This window comes from Streptomyces sp. SID1328, assembly GCF_009865595.1.
In the GTDB taxonomy this organism is placed as follows: Bacteria; Actinomycetota; Actinomycetes; order Streptomycetales; family Streptomycetaceae; genus Streptomyces; species Streptomyces griseoluteus.
On the sequence record NZ_WWKH01001064.1, the window covers coordinates 1 to 2,934 of the forward strand.

5 protein-coding genes are annotated in these 2,934 nt (G+C 71.0%); all 5 read left to right on the top strand.

Annotated elements, in window-relative coordinates:
* Window positions 1-398 (top strand): carboxymuconolactone decarboxylase family protein (locus GT030_RS34165; protein ID WP_202460914.1); only part of this gene is annotated, 398 nt, incomplete at its 5' end.
* 64 nt (window positions 399-462) lie between these two features.
* Complete coding sequence (locus GT030_RS34170) at window positions 463-1,098, top strand: MBL fold metallo-hydrolase (protein WP_161204380.1); 636 nt, start codon at window positions 463-465, stop codon at window positions 1,096-1,098.
* Window positions 1,099-1,134: 36 nt separating this feature from the next.
* Window positions 1,135-1,914 (top strand): exodeoxyribonuclease III, encoded by a 780-nt coding sequence (locus GT030_RS34175; RefSeq protein ID WP_161204381.1) that lies wholly within the window; start codon window positions 1,135-1,137, stop codon window positions 1,912-1,914.
* Between the two features lie 16 nt (window positions 1,915-1,930).
* Entirely contained in the window at window positions 1,931-2,350 is a 420-nt protein-coding gene (locus GT030_RS34180) for a DUF6278 family protein (RefSeq protein ID WP_161204382.1), read from the top strand.
* A gap of 135 nt (window positions 2,351-2,485) precedes the next feature.
* Window positions 2,486-2,934: ATP-binding cassette domain-containing protein (locus GT030_RS34185; RefSeq protein WP_161192090.1), on the top strand; the 449-nt coding region annotated here is incomplete at its 3' end.

Genomic DNA, 2,934 nt, shown 5'->3' on the forward strand with positions numbered 1-2,934 from the left:
CGCGGCCGGTCGCCCCGCCGGACCGGTACGAGACGGGGCTCAAGATCCGCCGCGAGGTACTGGGCGACGCGCATGTCGAGGGCGTGCTCGCGCGGGCCGACGAGTTCTCCGGCGACTTCGAGGAACTCGTCACCCGCTACGCCTGGGGCGAGGTCTGGGACCGGCCGGGCCTGGACCGCAAGTCCCGCAGCTGCGTCACGCTCACCGCGCTGGCCGCGGGCGGACACCTGGAGGACCTGGCCGTCCACACCCGCGCCGCGCTCCGCAACGGCCTCACCCCGCAGGAGATCAAGGAGGTGCTGCTGCAGGCCGCCGTCTACTGCGGTGTCCCGGCGGCGGGCAGCGCCTTCCGCGTGGCCCAGCAGGTCATCCGCGAGGAGACCACGCCCGCCGAGTGAGGCCACCGGCCGTCCGAGGCGGCACGATGGAGACGGAAGCGGACCGACGACAGGACGGGAAGTCATGAAGTTCATCAAGAAGTCCCACTCCTGCGTCCGCCTGGAGAAGGACGGCCGGACGCTCGTCATCGACCCCGGCAACTTCAGCGAGCCGGACGCGGCGGTCGGCGCGGACGCCGTCCTCGTCACCCACGAGCACCCGGACCACTTCGACGAAGGCCGGCTGCGCGCCGCGCTGGAGGCGAATCCGGAGGCCGGGATCTGGACCCTGAAGTCGGTCGCGGACCAGCTCACGGCCGCCTTCCCCGGCCGGGTGCACACCGTCGGCCACGGTGACACCTTCACCGCCGCCGGCTTCGACGTCCAGGTCCACGGCGAACTGCACGCCGTGATCCACCCGGACATTCCGCGCATCACCAACGTCGGCTTTCTGATCGACGGCGGCAAGGTCTTCCACCCCGGCGACGCCCTCACCGTCCCCGACCAGGCCGTGGAGACCCTGATGCTGCCGGTGATGGCGCCGTGGAACAAGATCTCCGAGGTGATCGAGTACGTCCGCGAGGTCAGTCCCCGCCGGGCCTACGACATCCACGACGCCCTCCTCACCGACCTGGCCCGCCCGATCTACGACCGCCAGATCGGCGGCCTGGCCGCCGCCGAGCACCTGCGCCTGGCACCGGGGACCTCCGCCGAGCTGTGAGGCCCGTTGTCACACCCGGCGGGTAGGTTGTGGAACATGCGTATCGCCACCTGGAACGTGAACTCGATCACCGCCCGTCTCCCTAGGCTGCTGGCCTGGCTGGAGAGCAGCGGCACCGACGTGCTCTGCCTCCAGGAGGCCAAGGTCGCCGAGGAGCAGTTCCCGGTCGAGGCCCTGCGCGAGCTGGGCTACGAGTCGGCGGTCCACGCCACCGGCCGGTGGAACGGCGTGGCGGTGCTCTCCCGCGTCGGCCTGGAGGACGTGGTCAAGGGCCTGCCCGGCGACCCCGGCTACGAGGGCGCCCAGGAACCCCGCGCCGTGTCGGCCACCTGCGGCCCGGTCCGCGTCTGGTCGGTGTACGTGCCCAACGGCCGCGAGGTCGGCCACCCGCACTACGCGTACAAGCTCCACTGGCTCGAAGCCCTGAAGACGGCTGTCGCCGGTGACGCGGCGGGCGGCCGCCCCTTCGCCGTACTCGGTGACTACAACATCGCCCCGGCCGACGACGACGTCTACGACCGTGCCGCCTTCGAGGGCGCCACCCATGTCACCCCCGCCGAGCGCGCCGCCCTGGCCGCGCTGCGCGAGACCGGCCTGAGCGACGTGGTGCCCCGCCCGCTGAAGTACGACCACCCCTTCACGTACTGGGACTACCGCCAGCTCTGCTTCCCCAAGAACCGCGGCATGCGCATCGACCTGGTGTACGGCAACGGCCCCTTCGCCGGCGCGGTCAAGGACGCCTATGTCGACCGCGAGGAGCGCAAGGGCAAGGGCGCGTCCGATCACGCGCCGGTGGTGGTCGACCTCGACGTCTGATGCCACGCTGGGGTCCATGAACATCCCGTTCCTGGGCCCCCGGCGCGGCAAGCGCGGTGACGCGGCGCTCCCGGCCGACCCCGAGGCCATCGCCGCGCTGCTCTCCGAGTGCGAACTGCTGCGCTTCCAGGCGGACCGGGCGGGCGTCCGCCTGGACGACACCCCGGCCTCCCTGGAGGCCCTGGACCAGCTCGTCCCGCTCTGGCGCGACGACCCCGAGACGCTGCCCTGGCTCGGCCACGACGCCGGGCTCTACCTGGGCACCGTGGTCGTGCGCACCGTACCCGGCACCGTCTGGCGCATCAGACGGGACGGAGAGCCGGTTCTGCGGCTTCCCTCCGGCCGGGAGTTCGAGGTCACCGAGCCCGGCCGTCAGTGGGCCACCAGCGGGCTTCCCGAGCTGTCCCAGCTCTACGCGGAGATCGCCGAACCCTGATCCCCGCACGTCCCGGCACGGTACAACTCGGGCTTAAATACGGCTAATGCCGCCAAGTGCGTGTCGTCCATACGGTCCGGCACGGTCTGGATAGTTTCGGCCACTACGACTCGGCGAGAGTGAGTAGGGCTGCGGATGGCCGTCGATCCGTTGATCGAACTGCGTGACGTCAACAAGCACTTCGGGGAGCTCCACGTCCTCCAGGACATCGACCTGACCGTCGGCAAGGGCGAGGTGGTCGTGGTCATCGGCCCCTCCGGGTCGGGGAAGTCGACGCTGTGCCGGGCCATCAACCGGCTGGAGACCATCGAGTCCGGCACCATCACGCTCGACGGGCAGCCGCTCCCCGAAGAAGGCCGGGCGCTGGCCAGGCTGCGGGCCGAAGTGGGCATGGTCTTCCAGTCGTTCAACCTCTTCGCCCACAAGACGGTCCTGGAGAACGTCTCCCTCGCGCAGACCAAGGTACGCGGCCGCAAGAAGGCCGACGCCGACCGCCGCTCCCGTGAACTCCTCGACCGGGTCGGGCTGTCCGCCCACGCCGACAAGTACCCCGCCCAGCTCTCCGGCGGCCAGCAGCAGCGCGT